At 71.2% G+C, this 21,500-nt stretch carries 16 protein-coding genes; 10 read left to right on the forward strand and 6 right to left on the reverse strand.

What is annotated here, in order from left to right:
• Positions 1-7 precede the first annotated feature (7 nt).
• From CMC5_RS21975 to CMC5_RS21985, 3 genes are all read right to left on the reverse strand, one after another.
• A complete protein-coding gene (locus tag CMC5_RS21975) occupies positions 8-847 on the reverse strand; it encodes an alpha/beta fold hydrolase (protein ID WP_050432255.1) in 840 nt (279 codons plus the stop codon).
• A gap of 130 nt (positions 848-977) precedes the next feature.
• Positions 978-1,544: a 3'-5' exonuclease gene (locus tag CMC5_RS21980; protein ID WP_050432256.1), complete on the reverse strand. Its 567-nt coding sequence runs from the start codon at positions 1,542-1,544 to the stop codon at positions 978-980.
• A 13-nt stretch (positions 1,545-1,557) separates the two neighbouring features.
• Positions 1,558-2,130, reverse strand: coding sequence for a hypothetical protein (locus CMC5_RS21985; protein WP_050432257.1), 573 nt, complete (start codon positions 2,128-2,130; stop codon positions 1,558-1,560).
• A 320-nt stretch (positions 2,131-2,450) separates the two neighbouring features.
• Here CMC5_RS21985 and CMC5_RS21990 point away from each other — a divergent pair, with 320 nt between their 5' ends.
• A complete protein-coding gene (locus CMC5_RS21990; RefSeq protein ID WP_245677688.1) occupies positions 2,451-3,542 on the forward strand; it encodes a M48 family metalloprotease in 1,092 nt (363 codons plus the stop codon).
• 73 nt (positions 3,543-3,615) lie between these two features.
• On the opposite strand, the gene CMC5_RS21995 is transcribed toward CMC5_RS21990, so the two are convergent.
• Positions 3,616-5,049: an HAD-IG family 5'-nucleotidase gene (locus CMC5_RS21995; RefSeq protein WP_245677690.1), complete on the reverse strand. Its 1,434-nt coding sequence runs from the start codon at positions 5,047-5,049 to the stop codon at positions 3,616-3,618.
• Positions 5,050-5,404: 355 nt separating this feature from the next.
• Here CMC5_RS21995 and CMC5_RS22000 point away from each other — a divergent pair, with 355 nt between their 5' ends.
• The 8 genes from CMC5_RS22000 (at position 5,405) to CMC5_RS22035 (ending at position 17,304) form a co-directional block, all read left to right on the forward strand.
• The gene (locus tag CMC5_RS22000; RefSeq protein WP_245677691.1) at positions 5,405-6,268 is read left to right on the forward strand and encodes a ferritin-like domain-containing protein; all 864 of its coding nucleotides are present in this window, start codon (positions 5,405-5,407) and stop codon (positions 6,266-6,268) included.
• A gap of 2 nt (positions 6,269-6,270) precedes the next feature.
• Positions 6,271-6,948, forward strand: coding sequence for an ABC transporter ATP-binding protein (locus tag CMC5_RS22005; RefSeq protein WP_082362689.1), 678 nt, complete (start codon positions 6,271-6,273; stop codon positions 6,946-6,948).
• 34 nt (positions 6,949-6,982) lie between these two features.
• Entirely contained in the window at positions 6,983-8,458 is a 1,476-nt protein-coding gene (locus CMC5_RS22010) for an ABC transporter permease (protein ID WP_050432259.1), read from the forward strand.
• Between the two features lie 181 nt (positions 8,459-8,639).
• Positions 8,640-10,484, forward strand: coding sequence for a response regulator (locus tag CMC5_RS22015; RefSeq protein ID WP_050432260.1), 1,845 nt, complete (start codon positions 8,640-8,642; stop codon positions 10,482-10,484).
• Positions 10,485-10,629: 145 nt separating this feature from the next.
• Positions 10,630-11,583 (forward strand): MBL fold metallo-hydrolase, encoded by a 954-nt coding sequence (locus CMC5_RS22020; protein ID WP_245677692.1) that lies wholly within the window; start codon positions 10,630-10,632, stop codon positions 11,581-11,583.
• 605 nt (positions 11,584-12,188) lie between these two features.
• The gene (locus CMC5_RS22025) at positions 12,189-16,163 is read left to right on the forward strand and encodes a serine/threonine-protein kinase (RefSeq protein WP_050432261.1); all 3,975 of its coding nucleotides are present in this window, start codon (positions 12,189-12,191) and stop codon (positions 16,161-16,163) included.
• Positions 16,164-16,225: 62 nt separating this feature from the next.
• A complete protein-coding gene (locus CMC5_RS22030; RefSeq protein ID WP_156338786.1) occupies positions 16,226-16,519 on the forward strand; it encodes a hypothetical protein in 294 nt (97 codons plus the stop codon).
• Positions 16,516-17,304, forward strand: coding sequence for a C1 family peptidase (locus tag CMC5_RS22035; protein WP_050432263.1), 789 nt, complete (start codon positions 16,516-16,518; stop codon positions 17,302-17,304). The genes CMC5_RS22030 and CMC5_RS22035 overlap by 4 nt, the downstream gene beginning before the upstream one ends.
• Before the next feature lie 7 nt (positions 17,305-17,311).
• Here the strand turns inward: CMC5_RS22035 and CMC5_RS22040 are convergent, their stop codons facing one another.
• Complete coding sequence (locus tag CMC5_RS22040; protein ID WP_050432264.1) at positions 17,312-17,791, reverse strand: GreA/GreB family elongation factor; 480 nt, start codon at positions 17,789-17,791, stop codon at positions 17,312-17,314.
• A gap of 228 nt (positions 17,792-18,019) precedes the next feature.
• On the opposite strand from CMC5_RS22040, the gene CMC5_RS22045 reads away from it, so the two are divergent.
• Positions 18,020-19,543, forward strand: a complete 1,524-nt coding sequence (locus CMC5_RS22045) for a PQQ-dependent sugar dehydrogenase (protein WP_156338787.1) — start codon at positions 18,020-18,022, stop codon at positions 19,541-19,543.
• A 70-nt stretch (positions 19,544-19,613) separates the two neighbouring features.
• Here the strand turns inward: CMC5_RS22045 and CMC5_RS22050 are convergent, their stop codons facing one another.
• Positions 19,614-21,299, reverse strand: coding sequence for an FHA domain-containing serine/threonine-protein kinase (locus tag CMC5_RS22050; RefSeq protein ID WP_050432266.1), 1,686 nt, complete (start codon positions 21,297-21,299; stop codon positions 19,614-19,616).
• Positions 21,300-21,500 lie beyond the last annotated feature (201 nt).

Raw genomic sequence — 21,500 nt, forward strand, 5'->3', positions numbered from 1 at the left:
GCCGCGCTCAGTGGCCTTGGTGCACCTGGGAGAGGAAGCTCCGGACCGCCTCGATGTACTCCTCCGGCCTGGTCAGGAGCAGCGAGTGGCCTCCGGTGGGGAACGAGCGCAGCTCACACCCTGGATGCAGATCGACGAGATGCTGCGTGTGCGCCTCCGTGATGAGCGGATCATCGCTCGCCTTGAGCACCAGGAGGGGGCCTTGCCAGGCGGGTTGCCGCTGGAGATCCGGCAGCCGCCGCGCCAGGTCGATCATGGCCGCGAACATGTTCAGAGCGCCTTCGCGTCCCGTCCCGTCGCGCAACGTCGCCTCGATCTGCGCGATCCAGAACTCCCCATCGGCGCTGTCTTTCCACGTCGTCCGGAGAGACCCCAGCGTCGCCTCGCGGAACTGCTCCTCGTTCATCCCTTCGATCGACGCCCGCCGCTCCTCGAGCCGCGACATGTCCTCGGGGCTGTAGAGGCCGCTGCCCGAGACGACCATCGACTTCGTTCGCTGGGGATCACGCCGCGACAGGATCTCGGCGAGCATCCCTCCCGCGGACTGCCCGACCACGTTGACCCAGGAGATGCGCTCGGCGTTGAGGATTGCGAGCACCCCCTCGGCGAGCACGTCGAACGAGCCGACGGTATGGGGATAATCGACGACGATGGTCCGGTGGTCGGGCGCCAGCGCCGTCGCCAGATCGAGCCAGCCGAGGCCCAGGCGGGTCCCCCCGGTCAAGAGCAGCACAGCGTCCCCCGACCCCTTCCCGACGAAGTAGCGCCACCTGTGCGACCCCACAGCGCACTCCTTGCGCTCGTGGACACTCTCGAAGTGGCTTGCCCGCTCGTTGATCGGCTTCATGGAGTGGAGCCTACCCGGAGTTGATGGGGCTCACCTCGTCGTCGTCCGGGAGCCGACCGATTCCAGCAGGAGGCCCGGGTGAGCGCCCGCAGCGACACGTCCCGTCTGCGGCGAGCCAGCGCTGCGGACCCTATACGGGGAGACCCTTGCGCGCTGCGCCGAGCGTCGCGCCGAGCACGGCAGCGATGTTCCAGGCATCGTCGTGCCCCCGGTGATGGGTCCCCTCGAGCGGCAACCCGATCAGGCGCAGCGCCTCGTCGAGCCCCACCTCCCGCTGCAGACCGAGGCTCACTGCGAGCAGCGACTTCACGTTCAGGTGGCTCGGCCCGAACGGATAGCGGAGCCCGCGGGCGCTGCACTGCCGCTCGACCATGCGCCGATCGTAGTCCCCGTAGCTCGCCCAAAGCCGGTCCTCGCTCTTCAGCTCCTTGCGCAGGACAGCGCACGCCTCGGCGAACGAGCACCCGGTGTCGACCTGCGCCTGGGTGAGGGTGGTCAGCGACGTACAGAAGTCGCTCACCCTGGAACGCTCCGGCCGGACCAGGATCGAGCGCTTGTCACGGCGCTCCCATGTCGTCACGTCGACGAGACAGACGCCGATCTCGATGATCTCGCCCTCTTCGCCTCGGGGTGGTGCTCCCTGCCAGCACGTGGACTCGAGATCGACGACGAGGATGTGATCGAGACGCTTCGCCATCCGCAGCGCTCCTTCAGAGGCTACAGGCCGGACACTGAGACTGCACCCGATCGGTCGCGTTCTTCACCCGGGTGCGCGCGCCGAGGCAGCGGCCATCGACCTCACCGGCCAGACCGCACAGGTTGTTGGCAGCCCGGCTCATCGACGCCAGCGCATGACACGCGGACGTGCAAGCGTTGGCCTCGTGCCTCTCGTCGGCGCGCCGCTCGGAGAGCGGCTCGGGTCGATCCTCGCGGCTCTCTCCTGTCGTCTTGGGGGGCGGAGCAGGCGCTTGCTGCGGCGTCGGGAGCGCGGGGGCCTCGGCCGGGGCGGCGCCCGCCCCGGGTGGCGTGGCGAAGGCTCGATCCGCATTTCCGCCGATGATCTGGGCGAGCTGCCACTCCGCGCGATCGAGCTCGTTCAGCGCTTCTTCCGGACTGGAGGGGGTCACGGGGGCGGCGACCTCGGCGGCGGCGTACTTGGACGATGGGGCCCCGGCGTGCGGCCCGGCGCTGCTGCACCCGGAGAGCGCCGCCGTCACGCCGACGCCGGTCAGCGCCATCACCGCCAGGGTCCGCCCGGGGGCGCGAAGGGGAGATTTGCTCATGGGGCCTCTTGCTCCTGACTCCTGACGCGCGGGAAGGGGGATATGGCTCATCGGACGGACCTCGCGCACGATAACGGCGCGCTCCCCTCCGACCTTGCACTTTTCTGCCGCCGGCCATCGCCTCTGGCTGCCCAGGACCACGAGGCCGCCACAGGCGCGGTTCTGATTCCGCCGTCATGCCCTCCCGAGGACCCCGAGGCGGCCCGGCGCGGTGGGCGCCCGAGGCGGTCATCCAGGCAGGGATCGTGCTGGTCGATACGTGGTGAAGGGCCAGCCGGCGGCGGTGCGCTATGCTCGGGGAAATGATCTCGCTGAGAGCGTTGGGTGCTCTGACCCTGACCCTGGTGTTCGCGGCTGGCTGCCAGGAGCAGAGGTCGAGCCGATCGCAGTACCCCGGCTATTACGGGGGCCAGCAAGGCTACCCGCAGCAGGGTTACCCGCAGCAAGGCTACCCGCAGCAAGGCTACCCGCAGCAAGGGGGCCCGCAGCAACCTCAAGCAGGCTGGCCTGCCCCGCAGCCGTCCTCGGGGCCGCCGCCCACGGTGCCGCAGGTTCCTCCTGCGGGCTTGCCGGTCTCCAACGACCCGCTCAACGACATCAACTTCGACTGGATGCGCAACGAGGCCGGGTCGGTGATGGGCCACCTCGTCGGCGCGCTCTCCTCGGCCAACCAGGCCAAGGTGAATGGCATCCCCTTCTTCTCCGACGCAACCCCGGGCGAGGTGAACGCCTTCGCCGGCTGCGACGATCAGGGCCTGCCCTTCATGGCGGTCACCGACGGCCTGCTGGAGATGCAGGCGCAGATGGCCCAGCTCAAGGCCACCGACGAGGTGTTCGGTACCCGCAAGCTCGACGAGTACATGCGTCTGCTCGCGCAGAACCAGCGCCAGGGTCAGCCGCTGGTCAGACCCCCGGCGGGCTTCATCGATCCCACCCAGCACACCGACAGCCGCAAGGTGACGCGGCAGCACCAGATCTACGACGAGCAGCTCGCCTTCGTCCTCGGCCACGAACTGGCGCACCACTACCTCGGCCACACCGGCTGCGCCAACGGACAGGGCGGCAGCCGCGGCGTGAACCCCGCCGATCTCGGGCGCATGCTCCGCCGCGTGGCCCCCGTCTTCAACCAGCCCAACGAGATCGCTTGCGACGTGGCCGGCGTGAACAACCTGCTGTCCGCCGGCGCGAAGCAGCAGTCCTACCGCTGGACCGAGGGTGGCGCGCTGCTCACCCTCCAGTTCTTCGCCTCCCTCGACCAGCTGACCCCGGCGCACGTGGTGTTCGCCTTCGAACTGAGCCACCCGCACCCCTCCTTGCGGCTGCCCATCGTCCAGCAGACGGCGAACACCTGGAGACTGACGGGTGGCGCCTCGGGCGGCGGCTTCTCCTTCCCCAACATCTTCGGTCAGTAGCCGCGCCGCTGGCGGTCCGTCCGCGAAGCCCGTCAGCGATCGCGGCGCCGACGGTGATCGGTCACGGCACCGATCACAGCTCGTGCGGCATCAGATCGCGCGGGCTGCGGAACGTCTGGAGCGGCGAGTAGGCGAGCAGGTTGGAGACCCGTGACGTGTAGATGCAGGCGTACTCCTCCACCTGATCGCCAAAGCTCGACACCTCGTTGGCCTCCTTGAGCAGCGATCCCCAGTAGGGGTGGAAGTGCCGATCGATCTCCCGCTCGATGCGGCCGATGTCCACGTCGAGCGCGCGGAGCTGGCCTCGGATCCGCTCGACGGTACGCTTTGCTCGGGCGCGCTCTGCCTCCAGGAACGAGATGGCGTAGTCCACGCGCGGCGGTGAAGAGGCGCCGTTCGTCACGCGTGGCGACTCCTCGATCTGGCGGCTCAGATCCTTGATGCGCTGCTGGTAGAAGCGGAGCTGATCCTCCAGCTCTTCTCGGCGATTCTCCAGGAGCCCGCACTGCGCATGGTGATCACGGCACGCCTCGTGCGCGATCACCTCCGCCTCCATCTCCTGGATGATCATCGCCGTGCGCCAGGCGCTCTCCTTCTTCGAGCGGAGGATGTCGCCGTAGATGTGGTCGCCCACGTAGAGCACCCGATCGCCCGACACGTTGAGGAAACGCTCCACGTCGAGCAGGTTCCCCCCTTCGTAGATGGCCCCGCGCTCGAGCGGCGGAGCGGCGGGGCGGACGCTGTCGCCGTCGCGCACCATCAGCGGACGGCGCTCCTGGAAGAACGCCGGCTTCTGCGCTGCGACGATGATCACGTCGAAGTAGTGGCGGAAGCTCGGGTACTCGGGCATCGCGTCGCCGAGCAGGTACGTCATCATCCGCTCGGTGTATTCCCAGCGCGAGTTGGTCAGGAGAAACAGCTTCTTGCCCGCCGAGCGGAGCTTGTGGAGCGTCGACGCCAGGTTCGGATCGCGCTCGATGAAGCGCGGAAGATCGTTCATCACCGCGTCGACGATGGTCCCGTCGCGGTGCGCCTCGTCGATGCACTCGCGGATGTCGGCGAACAGCCGCGCATAGTCCACCTCGTCGCCGCGCGCTTCCAGTGCGTCGACGATGGCCGCGTACAGCGTCGCCTCGCTCAGCGCGTAGAGCGTGTCGATCCAGTGGTACCGGCCGGTGTTGGTCCGGATCTTCCGGTGCTGGTACAGGCTGCGGATCTCCTCCTTCGAGAGCTCGCGCAGGCCGTGGTAGCCCTTCTGCACCACCTTGAAGCGGTCCATCTTGAGGATGTGACCGTGGCGCTTGTCGATCAGCAGCCCGCGCATGGGGAAATGCATCGGGTAGCTGATGTGATGCAGCACGCTCTCCGGGTAGCCGCGCGCGACGAGCTTGCCCATGGTGCCCTGGATGGAGAGCGCGTCCATCTCGGTCTGGTTGTAGATCGCCAGGGTGTAGTCCATGTCGAACCCCACCCAGTCGATCTGACCGAGCCTCAGGTGGCGATTCACGAAGACCCGACGTGTCCGGGGAATCCGGGTGGGCTCAGCGGGTGGAGACACTCCCCCGAGCGGCAGGACCAGTTGCTCGAACGCCACGCTCACCTGCAGGCTACTGTAACCGACGCGGCATGGAAAGGTCCGCGGGCTGAAGCGGACTGTTCGAGGCAGGAAGTCGGTTGTCGGAGGGAGCCCCCGACGGTAACAGGGGAGCACTGTGTCCCTGGACTGTACTGTCGCCTCCTCTCCGAAGGAGCACGCCCCCGCGAACACGTCGACTTCCCGGAATCCGCACAGCCCGCGACCCGGCCTGGACGAGGCCGCTGGTCGTCGACCTCACGAGCGCCCCACGTCGTGGTGGCTCGCCATGCTGCGACGCCGTGCCGAGAGGATGTACGAGGAGAAGCTCGACCTGTCGACGCCGATCCCTTGGACCAGCGAGGAAGAGCGGAGCGCGGCCATCGCCTTCTTCAACGCGGCCTACCGCGCCGAAGAGTCGGGGCTGACCCAGGCCCACGCGCTCGCCGACGAGATCCGCGGCTGGGATCCCGAGCTGGCCGAGTGCCTTCGCCTCTACGGCAACGAGGAAGGATGGCACCGCGAGCTGCTCACCGAGTTCATCGCCTGGCTCGGGGGTGAGATCCGCCCCATGGGGCGCGTCACGGGCACCTTCTACGGCCTCTATGGGCGCGCCAAGCGCGTGGAGACCATCGTTCTCACCAACCTCATGTTCGAGACCATCGGCTCGACGACCTACCGCCTGGCGCTCCGGCGCGCGCGCCACCCGGCGATCCGTCAGATCCTCACCATCCTGACCCGTGACGAGTCGTTCCACGTCCCCTTGAACGTGCATTTCCTCCGTCACGCGCTGCGTCGCAGCCCCTGGTGGATGCGCCCCCGCCTGAAGGTCGTCTACAACACTCTCTTCGCGGCGCTGCTCGCCTCGGCCGCGGCGAGCCGAAGGCGCGCGCTCGCCTTCGACCAGATCCCCTTCCGCGAGCTGGCCGGCGCCTACGCCGAGCACCTCGGCCGCCTCTTCGTCCACGAGAAGGACCTCGACTTCCAGCCACCAGAGTCCCTCCTGCGCCTCTTCGGGCTGAGCCGCCGCGAGCTCGCCTCGTCCGAGCACCCCTCGGCGGTGAGCTTGCGCGCCGCCGAGGAGGCCGTCGATCGTGCTCGGGTCGAGGTGACGGCGCTGCCCGAGCGGAAGCGGTCGGCGAAGGCCCTCTGAGCATGGCCATCGTCCGCACCGAGGGCCTCCGCCGCACCTACGGCGATCTCCAGTCGGCGCGCCACGCCCTCGACGGCGTGACCTTGTCCATCGACGAGGGCGAGCTGGTGGCCGTCCTCGGGCCCAGCGGTTCGGGCAAGAGCACCCTGCTCGGCATCCTGGGCGGCCTCGATCGCGGCTACGAGGGCCGCGTCGAGCTGTTCGACCGGAACCTCGCCAAGCTCCGCGACGCCGACCTCTCGCACCTCCGCTGCCGCAAGATCGGCTTCGTCTTCCAGGCGTTTCACCTGCTCCCGCACCTCTCGGTGCTCGACAACGTGCTCACCCCCGCGCTCTTCGACCCCGAAGGCCCCGATCTCCGCGGACGCGCCCTCTCGCTCCTCGATCGCCTCGGCCTCGCCGATCGCGCGAGCGATCACCCGGGTCAGCTCTCCGGCGGGCAGCGGCAGCGCGTGGCCATCGCCCGCGCCTTGCTCCAGCGCCCGGCGCTCCTCCTCTGCGACGAGCCCACCGGCAACCTCGACGCCGAGACCGGCGCGCGCGCCATCGCCCTCTTCCGCGAGCTGCACGCGGAAGGCGGGCTGACCGTGCTCGCCGTCACCCACGAAGAGCGGCTGGCCCAGGTCGCCACCCGCGTCATCCGGCTGCGCGACGGCCGCATCGACGAGGCGGCACCATGAGCCGCGCCGCCTTCACCCCCGACGAGGCCATGGCATGAAGCTCGGCGCCCTCACCACCCTCGTCCGACGCGATCTCCGGCGCACCCGGGGGGCCCTCGCCACGAGCGGCTTCGGCATCGCCGCAGGCACGGCCGCGATGATCTTCTTCCTGGCCCTCGGCCTGGGCGTCCGCGCCGTGCTGCTCGGCCGCGTCTTTCCCATCGACCAGATCGAGCTGGAGCCACCCAAAGCGCAGGATCCCGGCCTGCTCGGCTTCATCCTCAAGGGGGGAGACCCGCCGGGCATCGACGCCGACCAGGTGAAGCGCCTCGGCGCCGTGCCTGGCGTCGTCGGCATCTACCCCAAGCTCAAGCTCGCATTTCCGTCGAGCGCACGCGGGGGCAAGGAGCTGCTCGGCCGCGAGGTCGGCACCAGCGAGCTGATCGGCGACGGCATCGACCCCGCGCTCCTCGCAGGCGACGGCGATCTCGAGAACCCCGCCGCCTTCGCCGATCCCCTAGCGCGCCCTGGCCGAGCTTGCGTCGACGACGCCGGCTGCACCGCGCCCCAGTACTGCGAGCTGGGGGCGGGCGCTGCGGCGGGCAGCGGTGCAGCGCCTGGAGGGGTCGCGGCAGGGGAGGGGACGGCCGGAGCTGCCGAGCCAGGAGCCGCGCCGCGCGGCCGGTGCAGCGATCCCGTCCCTGTGCTGGTGAGCCAGTACCTGCTCGAGATCTTCGACAAGACCCTCGCGCCTGCGCACAACCTGCCCCCCGTGGGCTCCACCATCGTGCGGCGCGCCGAGGGCGTCGTCTTCGACATGCGCCTCGGCGACTCCCTGCTCGGCCGCGCGCGTCAGGGGAACCCGCGGAACGTGAAGGTGAAGCTGGTCGGCGTCTCCCGACGCGCCATCGACCTCGGGGTGACTTTCCCCATCGAGGTCGTGCGCCGCTGGAACGCCGAGTTCGCTGGCGCAAAGGCCGCCGCCCGCTACTCCAGCGTCATCGTCCAGGTGGGAACGGGCGCCGACACCAGCGCGGTGATCGACGCCGGCGCGGCCATGCGCCTCCAGCCCCGCGACACCCGCGCCCGCGACGTGAGCGTGCTGATCAACGGCATCATCGCCCTCCTCTCGCTCGTCGCCGGGGTGATCCTCGTCGTTTCGGCCTCGAACATCGCCTACACCTTCCGCGTCCTGGTCACCGAGCGCCGCGCCGAGATCGCCCTCTACCGCGCGGTCGGCGCCACCGGCCTGGACATGCGGCTCTGGATGATGACCCTCGCCCTCGCCGTGGGCGTCGTCGGCGGCGCTGCTGGGCTCGTCGCCGCGCGGATCACGGCGTTCTTCGTCGACTGGGCAGCGGCCCACAAACTGCCGGACTTCCCCTTCAAGCCCTCCACCTTCTTCGACTTCCCCTGGTGGCTCGCGCTGGGAGGCGTCGCCTTCGGCGCGCTGTTCGCAGCGCTCGGCGCGTGGGGCCCAGCACGCCGAGCGGCGCGCGTGGAGCCGGCCTCGGCGCTCGCCGGCAGTTGAAGCGGTGATGGCAGACGTGGCGAGCACGAAGCGCATCCTCGGCCGTCTGCGTCACGTCCAGCGGGGTCGCTCAGGCCGTGCATGCTCCCTGGAACCCTTCAGTCTGATGACTTTTCCGTGATCCTTCGTTCGTGACTCGTCGGTCAGCTCACCGCACGGTTCGACCCTCTGGTAGCATCGCGTGCCGCAGGCGGGCGAGGGCGAGGTAGCCGTGGGCAGCGCACGCGACGAAGCTGGAGACGTGGCGGACGAGACAGGCCGGGCGACGGGTGAGGCATTCGGCGCCAACCCCCTCGAACCACGACGGGGTGGAGCCATCTACGCGCCGAGTCAGCGGCCTGCGGCGCCAGAGCCGCTCGGGGGCGTCGACCACGACCTGCGCACCCTGGCGGGCGGCGTCCTCCGGCTCGCAGAAGACCTGCTCGACACCCCCCTCGATGGCGCGCAGCGCGAGCTCGCCCAGCGCATCCAGGCGAGCGGCGACGCCATGATCGAGATGCTGGAGGACATCCGCGCCCTGAGCGAGCTGTCGCCCGGCGTGGCTTCGCCGACGCGCTTCGACTTCGACCTGCGCCGCGCCGTGGAAGAGGCGGGTGAAACGCTCGCAGCCGACGCCGAGCGCCGCGGCGTGGAGCTGGTGTTCGTCCTTCCGCCCGAGATTCCTGGTGGCGTCCGCGGCGACGCCGCTCGCCTGCGTCAGCTCCTCGCCAGGCTCGGCGTGTTCGCGGTGGCCTCGGCGGGCGCGACCAGGCGCCGCGACGGCGGGGAGGTCTCGCTGCGCGTCGAGCTCATCGGCGAGACGGCCGGCGGTGTCTCGACCCGCTTCACCATGAGCTATGTGCCAGGTCGCGATCGCGCGCGAGAGACTCCCGAGCGCCGCGGCGTGCGGACCCTCGACCCGTTCTCTCCCACGCTCGGCGGCGCTGGCCTCGGCCTCGCGCTGGTGAAGCGCCTCGTCGAGATCCTGGGCGGCGAGCTGCAGAGCGCGACCGACCCCGAGGGCCGCGGCGTGCTCTGGTTCGAGCTGGCCTTCGAGCGCCGCGGCCGCTCCACGACCCGCGGGCTCGTGCCTCGCGTGGACCTCGGTGGCAAGCGCGTGCTCCTCGTCGAGGACAGCGCCCCGGCGCGTGCCGCCGTGCGTGCGATGGTCGAGCTGCTCGCCACGGACCTCGAGGTTGCCGAGTCCGAGAGCGAAGCGACGCACGCCATGCGGGTCGCCTCCACGATGGGCACCCCCTTCGACGTGGTGCTGCTCGACGCCACCTTGCCGGGGGGCGGCACGGCCCGCGTCCGTTCCCTGGCCGCAGCGACCCGGACCCACGTCGTCTTGCTCGCCTATCCGGCCGCGGCTGCCAGCGCCGGAGAGACGGTCGTCGTCTCCAAGCCCGTGCGTGTGAGCCAGCTCCACACCGCCCTGCGCGCGATCTTGCTCCCCGCCGCGGAGGAGCGCGCCGCACCGCAGCGCTCCTCGCGCCCCCGTCCTCCCATGGGCTCCGCGCCGGACTCCTTCCATCCGCCGCCGCACCGCTCGGGCGCCTACGAGGCGGTGCGGCGCGACGAGCCCCGCACGCCCTCGGCGGGCCCGGCCGCCCCCTCGCACCCCCCGATCCCTGCGGAGTCGTCGCCACCCCCGCCGTCGGCGCTCCAGCGGCCCACCGGGCAGCCCGCGGCGGCACGCGCCCGGACCCTGGAGTCCGGCGCCGTGCCGCCCGCTGCAGCCAGCGATCGCGACGTGCTCGATCAGGTGATCGGGCTGGTCGTGCGGCGCGCCCCGTCCCTGGTTGCTCGCATGCATGCGGCCGCCAGCGAGGGGCGCATGGACACCCTCGGCGCCCTCGCGCAGGAGCTGCACGACGCCGCCTCGCGCCTCGCGCTGCTCCGGCTGATGGACCTCTGCACGCGCGTGGTCCGTCAGGCGCGTGCCGGGACGCCCGAGAGCGCGAGCGCCGCGGTGCGGGCCGTGGAGGACGAGGTCGAGCGCAGCCGAGCCTCCGTCGCTGGTGGGAGCGGCCCGCGCCGGGGCTGACGGTCTCCGGAGCCGCCAGCGGAGAACCTCGGCGAACGCGACGTCACGTGTCGACGACCCTCCGTCGCCCGCCTGCGGTCCGCGCGTCTCTCGGCTCGGCTCGGTCCGGGTCGGTGCTCTACTCTCTCCTCGTGGATGGCACCCGATGACCAAGGGGAGAAGATCGCCGCACGTCGCGAAGGTTCGTCTCGCGCTGGCTGCTGCCGCCCTCGTGGGGATCGCGGCGCTCTTGCGCACGTGCGCCTCTGCGCCACTTCCAGCGGGCCCGGCGCTCGCCGTCCAGCTCCCGCCCGCGACCCCTCCAGCCGGGATGACCCTCCACCGCCTGCCCACGGGCTTCGTTCATCGACGCGCGGCCTCTGCCTACCGTGGTGGCTCGTTCTTCGAAGAGCGCAACTCGGCGGTCATCGCGGCGCTCATCGCGCATCCGCGAGGCGACCTCCTGATCGACACCGGCTTCGGCCGCGACATCGACGCGCAGTTTCAGCGGCTGCCGCTCGCATTTCGTCTGGTGACCACCTACGAACGCGCGCTGCCCGCCGTCGAGCAGCTTCGCGCCGCTGGTTACGAACCCAACGAGCTCCGCATCCTCCTCACGCACGCGCACTGGGATCACACGAGCGGGCTCGCCGACTTTCCGACGACTCCGGTGCTCATCACGCGCGAAGAGCGACGCTTCGTCGACGAAGGAGGCGTGCGTACGGTGGTCGCGCGCAGCACCAGCGCGGTCCACTACGAGGAGTACGATTTCGAGGGCGGTCCGTACCTCGGCTACCCGAAGAGCCACGACCTGTACGGCGATGGAGCGATCGTCGTCGTGCCCGCTCCGGGTCATACGCCCGGCTCGGTGATCGTGTTCGTGTCGCTCCCTGCCGGCAAGCGCTACGCTTTCATCGGGGATCTCGCGTGGCAGCGCGAGGGCGTGGTCGAGCGGGAGGAGCGGCCGTGGATCTGGCGGCTCGCGGTCGACTCCGACGAGGCGAAAGTGCGAGATGGCCTCGTCCATCTCTCCGCCCTCAGCGCGCAGTTCCAGGAGATCACGATCGTCCCGGCGCACGACGCGCGCGGTTTCGCTGACCTTCCGCTGCTGCAGCCGTGACGGCGCGCGCCTGACGGGTCGCCGTCAGCTGCCCGCGGGGTCATCGCGGCCTCGATGGGGTCGCCGTCAGCTGCCCGCGGGGTCATCGCGGCCTCGATGGGGTCGCCGTCAGCTGCTCGCCGGGTCATCGCGGCCTCGATGAGGTCGCCGTCAGCTGCCCGCGGGGTCATCGCGGCCTCGATGAGGTCGCCGTCAGCTGCCCGCGGGGTCATCGCGGCCTCGATGAGGTCGCCGTCAGCTGCCCGCGGGGTCATCCAGGCCTCGATGAGGCCGCCGTCAGCTGCCCGCCGGGTCATCGCGGCCTCGATGAGGCCGCCGTCAGCTGCCCGCGGGGTCATCCAGGCCTCGATGACGCCTCCTGCTCCCGTCGGCGTGGCCCCCGGCGGCCCGACATGCCCCAGCGCACCTTCCCATGCCCTCGAGCTGGCGCTGCTGGCCCCCGTGCTGGCATGCCCCGAGGCTCTCGGACCCGCTCCAGGACAGCGCGCCTGCCCGGCCACGCCTCCGCCCTCCGAGCGTGGACCCCGGCGAGCTGCGCTCCCTCTCGTCCACCCTCACCGGAACTGCTTGCCAGTCGACGGGGAGTTCCCGGCATCCTGTCGCCCGTGAATCCGGGGGACGTCCTCGCAGAACGCTTCGTCATCGAGCGCCTCGCTGGCGCGGGCGGCATGGGCGCGGTCTACCGGGCGCGGGATCGGCTCGGAGACGGCCTCGTGGCCCTCAAGGTTCTCCTCGATCCCACCCGAGGGCCTGCGGCGCGCTTCTCCGCGGAGGCGCAGATCCTCGCCGGCCTTCGCCATCCGGGCATCGTGGGCTACGTGGCGCACGGGATCACGGCCGCGGGGCAGCCCTGGCTGGCGATGGAGTGGATCGAGGGCGAGGATCTGGCCGAGCGCCTCGAGCGCGCGCCGCTGTCGGTGCACGAGACCATCGCGCTCGGGCTCATGGCCACGGAGGCCCTGGAGACCGCGCACGCCCGGGGGGTCGTCCACCGTGACATCAAGCCCTCGAACTTCATCCTCGAGGGGGGTGATCCGCGGCGGCCCAGGCTCCTCGACTTCGGCATCGCGCGCATCGACGCAGGCCAGCGGGCGCTGACGCGCACGGGGGTCCTGATGGGCACGCCGGGATACCTGGCGCCCGAGCTCGCGCGGGGCGAGCTGGCCGACGCGCGCTCGGACCTGTTCTCGCTCGGCGCCGTGCTCTACGAGTGCCTCGCCGGTCGCGCCGCGTTCACGGGATCGCACGTGATGGCGTTGCTCGCGCGGCTTCTGTTCGAGGAGGTCCCGCCTCTGCGGGAGCTTCGCCGAGACGTGCCGCCCGCCCTCGAGGCGCTGGTGACGCAGCTCTTGATCAAGGACCGGGCCCAGCGGCCCGAGAGCGCGTCGCGGGTGCTGGAAGCGTTGCGGGGTCTGGTGGAGGCAGACGAGCTGCCGACACGCGCGATGGGTGAGCGCGCGAGCGGGGAGGCGTCCCGGCCTTCGCAGCGCGACGTCGACGCCCGGGTTTCGTCGGTGCCGTCCGTGCCCGGGGAGGGGCGCGCCCTCACCACCGGGGAGCGGCGGGTCCTGTCGGTGGTCGTCGCGTCGCCGGAGGCCGTGGCGTTCACGCTCGGCGAGACGCTGCCCGCGGAGGCGTTCGCGGCGCGTCGTCAGGCGCTGGAGCGCTCGGTCGCGCCCCTCGGCGCACGGGTGGAGGTGATCGCGAGCGGCGCGGCGGTGGTGATGCTCGAAGGCGAGGCCGGGCTGGAGGCGTCGGATCAAGCGGCGCGTGCAGCGCGGTGCGCGCTCGGCCTCCAGCCGGTGCTCGCGGAGTGGGGAGGTGGAGGGCGCATCGCGCTCGTGACGGGGCTCTCCGAGGTGGCCGGGCGCTTGCCGGTGGGGCCTCTCCTCGATCGGGCCGCGGCGCTGCTCTTGGTGGCAGGCCCGCGGGGCGCGGTGGTGCTGATCGACGAGACGACGAAGGGCCTGCTCGACGCGCGGTTCGAGGCGAGCCCCGCGCGTGCGTCGCTCCCGGCGTGGGAGCTGATGGGCGAGCGTGAAGGCCCGCGTGGGCCGCGCAAGCTCCTGGGCAGGCCGTCGCCGTGTGTGGGGCGTGATCGGGAGCTGCAAGGGATCACCGAGCAGTTCGAGGTGTGCGCGCGTGAGGGCGCGGCGCGGGCGGTGGTGGTGCTCGGGCCGCCAGGCATCGGCAAGTCCCGCTTGCGTGACGAGGTGATCCGGCGCGCCCGCGCAGCGCATCCCGAGGTGGAGGTGTGGATCGGGCGCGGGGTGGCGCTCGGTCGGGCCGCCGCGTTCGGCGTGGTCGGGTCGGCGCTCCGCAGCGCCACGGGCATGACGGGCGCGGAGCCGCTGTCGGCCCGTCAAGAGTGGCTGCGGGCGTGGGTGGAGCGGCACACCGGGGCGCCGGAGCCCGCTCGGGTCGCCGCGTTTCTGGGCGAGATCGCGGGTATCCCGTTCGCCGACGACGGGAACCCGGCGCTCCACGCGGCGCGCCAGAGCCCGCAGGCGATGGCCGAGCAGATCCGCCGCGCCTGGGAGGACGTGCTCGGCGCCGTGCTGTCGTCGCACCCGCTCTTGCTGGTGCTGGAGGATCTCCACTGGGGTGACGCGCCTTCGGTGCGACTGCTCGCGCAGGCGCTGAGCAAGCACCGTCGGCGGCCGCTGTTCGTGCTGGCGCTTTCGCGGCCCGAGCTTCACGAGCGCTTCCCGCGGCCGTTCGAGGAGGCGGAGGCACAGGTGATCGCGCTCGGCCCGCTGCCGCGACGGGCGGCGGAGGCGCTGTGCCGCGGCGCGCTCGGGGAGGGGGTGGCGAGCGAGAAGGTCTCGGAGATCGTGGAGCGTGCGGCCGGCAATGCCTTCTACCTGGAGGAGCTGATCCGGGCGGTGGCGGAGGGCCGCGGTGAGGCGCTGCCGGAGACGGTGCTGGCGATGGTGGACGCGCGCCTCGGCGCCCTCGACGTCGAGGAGCGGCGGGTCCTGCGCGCCGCGAGCGTGCTCGGACAGGTGTTCTGGGAGGGCGGGGTGAGGCGGCTGCTCGGCGAGGAGTTCTCGTCGGGGGGGGTGCTCGACGCGCTCTCGTCCCTCTGCCGCAAGGAGGTGATCGAGCGGCGGGACTGGAGTCGCTTGCCCGGGGAGCAAGAGCTGTCGTTCCGGCATGCGCTGCTGCGGGAGGGGGCGTACGCGAGCTTGACCGCAGAGGATCGCGCGCTCGGTCACCGGCTGGCCGCCGCGTGGCTGGAGGAGGTGGGCGAGGGGAACGCGGCGGTGCTCGCGGAGCACCTGGAGCGCGGTGGGGAGCTGGGGAGGGCGGCGCTGTATGCCCTGCGTGCGGGCGAGGCGTTGCTGCAAGGTGGTGACCTCGTGGGGGCTTCGGCAGCGGCGGAGCGAGGGGTCGCGTGCGGGGCGCAAGGGGAGCTTCTGGCCGAGCTGCGGCGGGTGCTGGCGGAGGTGGAGGGGTGGCGTGGTGACCCCGCTGCGTCGGATGTCCACGTCGACGAGGTGCTGCGGCTCGCGACGCCAGGATCGCGGGCGCACTGCGTCGCCCTCGCGGGCAAGGTGGCGAACGCACTGTTGCTGGGGCAGCCGGGCGCGATGTGGCCCTTGCTGTCCGGTCAGCTCCTGAAGGTGGAGCCTGCGGCGACCGCGATCGGGGCCTTTGCCTGGACGCTGGCCATCGCTTCGGAGGTGCTGTCCGTGCTGACGCAGCGGCAGCTCGCGGCGGCGCACCGGACGCGGCTCGACCGGCTCGCCGAGGCGCTCGGGGGCAGAAACCCGCTGGTGACGGGGTGGCAGCGCGCGGCGCATGGCAACGAGGCGCGCCTCTCCGTCCGTGATCCCTGGGCGGCGTTGCGGTTGCATCGGGAGGCTGCGGAGGCGTTCGCGACGGCCGGTGAGCGCCGCTACGAGGACCTGATGCGCGTGCGCATGGCCACGGATCTCGTCCACCTGGGCGCGCCGCACCAGGCCGAGGCGCTGCTGCGGCCGGTGCTCTTCGCGAACGGGGGCGGGTCGATCCAGGCGAAGATCGGTCGTCTCCACCTGGCGTTTGCGCTGGCCGAGCAGGGCCGGCTCGACGAGGGGGTGGAGGAAGCGCGGGCGCTGGCTGGGTCGCTGTCGGCGCGCAGTGACTGGCTCGTCCAGGGGAACGCCTGGCTCCTGGCGGCGCAGCTCTCGACGCGGCGCGGCGACGTGACGGCGGCCGAGGAGGCGGCGATGAAGGGGAGGGAGCTGACGCGGGCGAGCCCCATCGACGCGGCGTGGGCGGACGCGGTGCTGGCCGGGGTGCGGCTCGCGCAAGGGAGGGCAGAGGAGGCGGTGGCCCTCGCGCGGGCGGCGCTGCAGGGGTCGGAGACGCTGGAGGTGACGCACGTGCTGCTGCTCGGCGAGCGCGGGCTTCTGGCCGAGGCGCTCGCGGCCGCCGGGGATGTCGAGGGGGCGCGGGCGGTGATCGCCGAGGCGCGCGACGAGCTGCTGCGGCGGGCAGCGAGGATCGAGGATCCCGCGCTGCGTCGGAGCTTCGTCGAGGGAGTGAGCGCGCACGCAAGGATCGTGGCGCGCGCGCGGGCGTGGCTTGGCTGACGTGGCGGGCGATGGCGCGGGTGCCGCTCGCATCTCGACGTGCGCTGCTATGCTCCTTCACGATGAGGGTTGCCTTCGTGATCCTGGGCGTGCTCCTCGGCTGCGGCCCGCACCAGGGGGAGATCACGCCGCCGGACGTGCCGGACACCGATCATTGCCAGGCGGCGGAGCGTCGTCTCGAGGCGTTGCAATGCATGAATCCACGCGGTGAGCCGATGTGGGTGAACCGTCTGGGGGAGCGGTTCGCCGAGACGTGTCGGGTGACGCAGGACGAAGGGGGCGTGTTTCTCAACCCGCGGTGCATCGCCGGCGTGTCGGCGTGCTCGGAGGTGGACGCATGTGCGCAGCAGCCATGAGGGTCGGCGGTTGGCTCAAGGAGGAGCCGGACGCGCGTGATCGCAGCCTGGCCTCGGTGGAGGGGGTCCTGAAGCAGCGCTCGGGCTGGAGCGGCGTCTCGGCGGCGGGGCGGCACCAGATTCAGGAGCACACGCCCGTGTCGAGCCAGGGGTCGCTGAGCGCGTGCGTGGCGAACTCCTGGTGTGACGCGATGGAGATCCTGCGCGGGCTGGAGCGCCCGGACACGGTGAGGCAGCTCTCGCGGCTCTTTCTGTACTGGAATGCGCGCGCGCTGCACGAGGCGACCGGCATCGACAAGGGGACGTTCATCCGGGCGGCGGCGCAGCAGCTCCGGAAGCTGGGGATCTGCGAGGAGCAGTTCTGGCCCTACGAGGTGAGCCAGGTGCTGAAGGCGCCGCCGGCGAGCCTGTACTCGATGGCCGCCGAGAACCGGCTGACGGGCTTCTACCGGATCACCGCGGGGGGCGCGGAGCGGCTGCGCCAGATCGAGCTGGCCCTCCGGTCGAACCACCCCGTGATCTTCGGGACGATGGTGAGCAAGACCTTCCAGGCGTACCGAGGCGGGGGGCACGTGCAGTTCATCCCACCGAAAGAGGACTGGCTCGGCGCGCACGCCATGGTGCTCACCGGTGTGGACGTGGGCTACGGGCGTCGCTTCCTCGTGCGCAACTCGTGGGGGACGGTGTGGGGGGACGAGGGGCACGCGTGGCTCGACGACAGCTACCTCGCGTGGGAGCAGACGCAGGATCTCTGGGTGGGGACGCGGATGCCGGAGCTGGCGTGAGCCGTGGTCAGCGAACGCTGATGACTTCGTAGACCTTGGTCCCTTGCGGGGTGCGGACCTCGACGTCGTCACCTTCGGCGAGGCCGATGAGCGCAGCGCCGAGGGGGCTCGTGGGCGTGACGGCTTGCACCTCCACGCCATCGATCGTCACGCGCTCGCCACCTGCGGTCGGCACGATGAGACAGCGGATGAGGCTCCCGCGGCTCTTGAGCTCCACCAGCGCCGACAGCTCGATGCCATCGCCGGGCTTGAACTCGCGCAGCATGAGCGCGCCGAGCAGGCCGTGCGAGCGCTCGAGATCGCGTGCGCGGGTCGCCTGGCCGCGCGCGATGTACGACGCCTCGGTGGAGCGCATGTCTTTGTCGTTCTCGGGCTTGTTCTCCTCGTGCGACGCGGCCTCGGCGGCCTCGACCGCGAGGCGCGTCATGGTGGCGATCTCTTCTGCGATGCGCGCTCGGAGCGCGGCGATGACGGCGTGTTTGTCCAAGGTCTCCCCGCCTCCTCAACGAACGGGCGCTCGGTGAACCGAGCGCGAGGCTAATCACGAGCCGGGGACGGACGCCAGCTCGGCTCGGCCATGGCGGAAATGCGCTGTGGAAGAGCCTGGTCGGGTTTGTGCCTGTGAGCCCAGACGACCGGATCGGCTGCTTCGCCGCGACACGCCGCGATGCCTGGTCTGGCACGAACGGGGAGAAACGACATGAACCATCCGTGGATGCGCTCAGCGAGCGCGGGGGCCGTCGTGGCCGCCGCAGCGATCACCAACGCCGCATGTGTCACGTCCCACGTGCAGGCGGACCGCGCGCCGGAGACGGCGAGCAAGGCGAGCGCACACCGCGCACATGCCGAGGCGATCTCGGTGCCGGCCGGCTACCAGGTCGAGGCAGTGGCGACCGGGTTGACGGCGCCGGTGGCCGTGGCGTTCGACGACGCCGGACACGTCTATGTGCTGGAGGCGGGCGGTACGTACGAAGGAGCGAGTCCTCCTCGCTTGCTGGAGATCGGTGAGGCCGGCGCGCTGAAGGCGGTGGCGACGGGGACCCCGGTCTCGAAGAGCGGTCGAGGCGCGCCGGTGCGCGGGGGCGGGGGGGCTCCCTGGACTGGTGTCACCTGGTACGAGGGGGCGTTTTACGTCGCAGCGAGCGGCGCGCGAGAGGGCGGGGGACAGATCCTGCGCGTCACGCCCGAGGGGTCGATCACCCCGATCGTCGCCGAGCTGCCGACGCTCGGTGATCATCGCGCGAGCGGGCCGGTGATCGGTCCGGACGGGTTGCTCTACTTCGGGATCGGCTCGGCGACGAACGCCGGCGTGGTGGGCGCGGACAACGTGGAGCGCGGCTGGGTGCGCAGGTTCCCGTCGTTCCACGACGTGGCCTGCAAGAACCTGGTGCTGATGGGGGACAATTACCGGACGCCCAACACGCTCACGAGGAAGCCTGGCTCGGAGTCGATCACGGGGGGGCTGGTGGCGTTCGGGGAGCGCGTGGACTCTGGCGAGAAGATCGAGGGCAAGCTGCCCTGCACGGGCGCGATCCTGCGTGTGCCGCCGACGGGGGGGAGGCCGGAGCTGGTGGCGTGGGGGTTTCGCGATCCCTTCGGTCTGGCGTTCACGCCGGAAGGGAGGCTGGTCGCGACGGACACGGGGATGGAGCCGCGTGGGAGCCGGCCGGTGCAGAACGCGCCCGACGTGCTGTGGATGATCGAGGAGGGGCGCTGGTACGGCTTCCCCGATTTCGCTGCGGGTGAGCCGGTGTGGCATCCAGCCGGTGGCGCGCTGGATCGGCCACCCAGGCTGCTGGCGACGCACCCGGACACGCCCCCCATGCCGGCGGTGCGCTTCGGGCTGCGTTCCTCGCCGGGGCGCCTCGACTTCTCGCGCAGTGAGTCGTTTGGCTATGTGGGCGAGGCGTTCGTCGCACAGGCCGGTGATCCCGAGCTGAAGGCCGGCGTGCAGGTGGTGCGCGTGGCGCTGGATACCGGGGTGGTGACGCCGTTCGCGGTGAACCGGGCGGGGCCGTTGCCGGCATCCCAGGGGGAAGGCGGAGGGCTGGAGCGGCCGGTGGATGCGCGCTTCGATCCTCGAGGGGAGGCGCTCTACGTCGTCGACGTGGGCCTGCTGGAGGGCGCCGAGCACAAGCCGGTCAAGGGATCCGGGGTGCTCTGGCGCGTGACGCACACGAAGCCAGCGCGCGCGGCGCATGACAAGACGCCTGCGGTCCACGAGGCGCGGCGGCGCTGAGGCGGCGCTGGCGGCCCACGAGGTACAACGCCAGCTTCACGAGGTCGTCGAGCGCGTCGGTTACGCCCGACTAGCCGAGCAGCGTGCGGGCTGGGCGACCCGTCTCCAGCTTCACGAGGGTGGCGACCAGCTCCAGGGACTTCGGTAGCGAGTCCTGCACCTGAGGGAGCACCTGCTCCAGCACCTGGCGCGCCTCTTCCTGGCTCACACCCACCATCGATACGGCGAATCGGAGGGGGCCCGTCCGCCCCGCGGTGAGCGGGATGAGGCTGAGGAGCTGTGCTTCGATCTTCTCCACGGCCCCTTGAGCCGCCCTGCGCAGCGCCAGCATCTCGAGGATGGTGGGCCGCTCGTTCACCTGACGGTTGGCCCCGCGGAGCTGGAAGATGGCCACCTGCATGGGGGCCTCGGCCCAGTCGGCGTAGAGGCCGTCCTCGTCGATGGCCTTCATCAGGTGCTCACGCACGAACAGCTCGGTCAGACCGTCGCGCTTGGCGAGGTAGCGCTTCGCGCGCTGGTGGTGCGGTGAGTCGGGCTTGAACGAGACGAGCTTCAGGCGGCACTCGCCCACCTGGACGTCGCTCGCGTGGCGGATCGAGAGCTGCCGCCGCCGCTCGAAGGGGTAGTCGGCGTAGGTGCCGTTCGTGCTGCCCTGGTCCTCGATCACCCACGAGCCGGCTTGCCACCGGAGGATCGCGTGTACGGAGGACACGGTGGGCTCACCGAGGCGCAGTTCCTGATCACTCCGTCGGCCCATCGTGAGCTCCGGCCTCTCGAGCGGGATGAGGGCGCCGACGATCTCGGGGGCGTTCGTGGCGTACGTGATGAGCAGGGACTGGGCGCCCGGCGTGAAGTGCTGGCTGGAGGCGATACCCGGCGTGGGGCCCGGGTTCAGGTGCTCGCGGTAGAGGTTGAGCGGGATCGTCGACTGCTGCGGCGGGCTGAAGAACCGCATGTGACGCGCCTGGGGGCGCATCGCCGGGTCCTCGTTCATCGCGCGGAAGATCTGGCGGATCTCGTCGTGCGTGAGCATCGCCGGCACGTCGAACACGATCTGCTGGCGCATGCTGCGCACGCGCGGCTTGGAGCCAGGCTCGGGGACCCGGCAGGTCCACATCTCCCAGAGCGTGAGGGCGAGGGCGTAGACGTCGTCGTCCGGGCTCGAGCCGCCGTCGCGCAGGCGCTCGGGCGACATGTAGTGCGGCGTGCCGCCGTCAGGGGGAGAGCCAGGGCGCCGGGCCGCGGTACGGGCGCGCTCCTGGGCGAAGCCGAAGTCGAGGATGACGGCGCGGTCGTCGGAGACCATGACGTTGCCGGGCTTGAGATCGCCGTGGACCAGGTCTTCCCGGTGGATGGCGGCGAGGCCCGCGCAGATGTCGGTCGCGATCTTGCGGAACTCCTCGGCGTTGAACCCCGAGGACTGCTTCCTGCGCCGGATGACGTGGTGCAGCGTCTGCCCCGGGATGTACTCCATCACGATGATGGGGCCCCACAGGCTCGGCGCGAGGTCGAAGACGCGGCAGACGTTGGGGTGGCGCGCCTTCTGGGCGAGGATCACTTCCTGCCTCAGGGCCTCGTCGTCGCCTGGCATGCGCTGCGGCTCGGGGACGAGCTTGAGGGCCACCGGCTGCTGCGTGGAGCGATCGTAGGCGAGGAACACCTCGCCCATGCCTCCCTTGCCGATGTGCTTCTGGACCTCGTAGCGGTCATTGATGACCGTTCCGACGGCGATGGGGGGCAAAGGCTCCTTGGTCACGGGACACGCAGGGGAAGAGGGAATCTTCAGTGTACGGTCGCACTGTCAGCGTCGTCCATGTCCGAGCCGAGCGCAACGCTTCGTTCACGCCATGGTGACTTCTGTCCGGGATCGCTTGGGATCCACCCGGGAAATTCGAAGGTTTCGGGGCGAGGCGAGGTCCGAGCGGCGTCCAACGTCGTGCGCGCGCGGTGCGGAACG

The sequence above is a fragment of the Chondromyces crocatus genome, from assembly GCF_001189295.1.
Classification (GTDB): domain Bacteria; phylum Myxococcota_A; class Polyangia; order Polyangiales; family Polyangiaceae; genus Chondromyces; species Chondromyces crocatus.